The 1,037-nt window shown below is 73.6% G+C and carries 1 protein-coding gene; it reads right to left on the reverse strand.

All coding sequences use genetic code 11. The annotated features are described in order from the left end of the window. A partial coding sequence (locus AC27VN_RS42245) for a DMT family transporter (RefSeq protein ID WP_490880633.1) occupies positions 1-1,014 on the reverse strand: 1,014 nt, incomplete at its 3' end. Between the last annotated feature and the right edge of the window lie 23 nt (positions 1,015-1,037).

Genomic DNA, 1,037 nt, shown 5'->3' on the forward strand with positions numbered 1-1,037 from the left:
CGCCACCGCGGCCACGGCCGGCACCAGGCCGGCGGCGCGCGCGGGCGCCGGCTTCTGCACGCCGAACAGGATGCCGGCGGTCACCAGCAGCAGGCCGGCGATCAGGTTCCAGTAAAGCGGCTCGTCGAGCCACAGCACCGCGCCCAGCGCCGACAGGCCGGGCACCAGCGCCGTGATCATGGTGGTGCGCACCGGGCCGAAGTGCTGGACCATCTTCGTGAAGGTGATGCCCGACACCACGACCGAGCCGATGCCCTGGAACAGCATCTGGAACGCCAGCTCGCCCCAGGGCGCGCTGCCGATGCGGCTCGCGACCCAGCCGCCGGCCACCAGCAGGCTGTAGACCGGCACGTAGCTCAGCAGCGCGAACACGGTGATGGCGATGGTGGCGCGCACGGCATCGAGGCCGTGGCGGCGCACCACGATGCTGTAGCAGGCCCAGCAGAAGGCCGCGGCCATGAACAGCAGGTCGCCCTTCCAGACCTCGCCGCCCTCGAAGGCATGCAGCAGGCTGCGCCCGCCCACCAGCAGGTCGCCCGCGACGATCAGGGCCAGCCCGAGCGCGCGCGCCGGCGTGATGCGGTCGCGCAGCACCAGCGCGGCCAGCAGCGTGGTCCACAGCGGCAGGCTGCCGGGCAGCAGCACCGAGGCATGGCTGGCCGGCGCGAAGAAGAAGCCGCAGTAGGCGCACACGGCATAGGCGACGCCGCCGAACACGCCGGCCATGGCCGTGACGCGCAGCGACAGCGGCGACAGGCCGAAGAAGGAGGCGGCCGTCTGCGCGCCGCCCGCGCGGGCGCGCAGCACCAGCCACGCACCCCAGGGCACCAGCACCAGGCTGGCGCCGCAGATACGCGCGAAGGCGATGTCGAACGGGGACAGCGAGCGGCCGGCCGAGGCGCGCGCGATGACGATGAAGGCGGTCCACACCAGCACGGTGATCACGGCCGCGCCGATGCCGACGGTGCGGGGGGAGAGACGGGCAGGGGGAGACATCGGGGGCGCGGCGGGCATCCCCGGGATTATCGAGGGGCCCC

This window comes from Variovorax sp. 20P10.2.4, assembly GCF_058244205.1.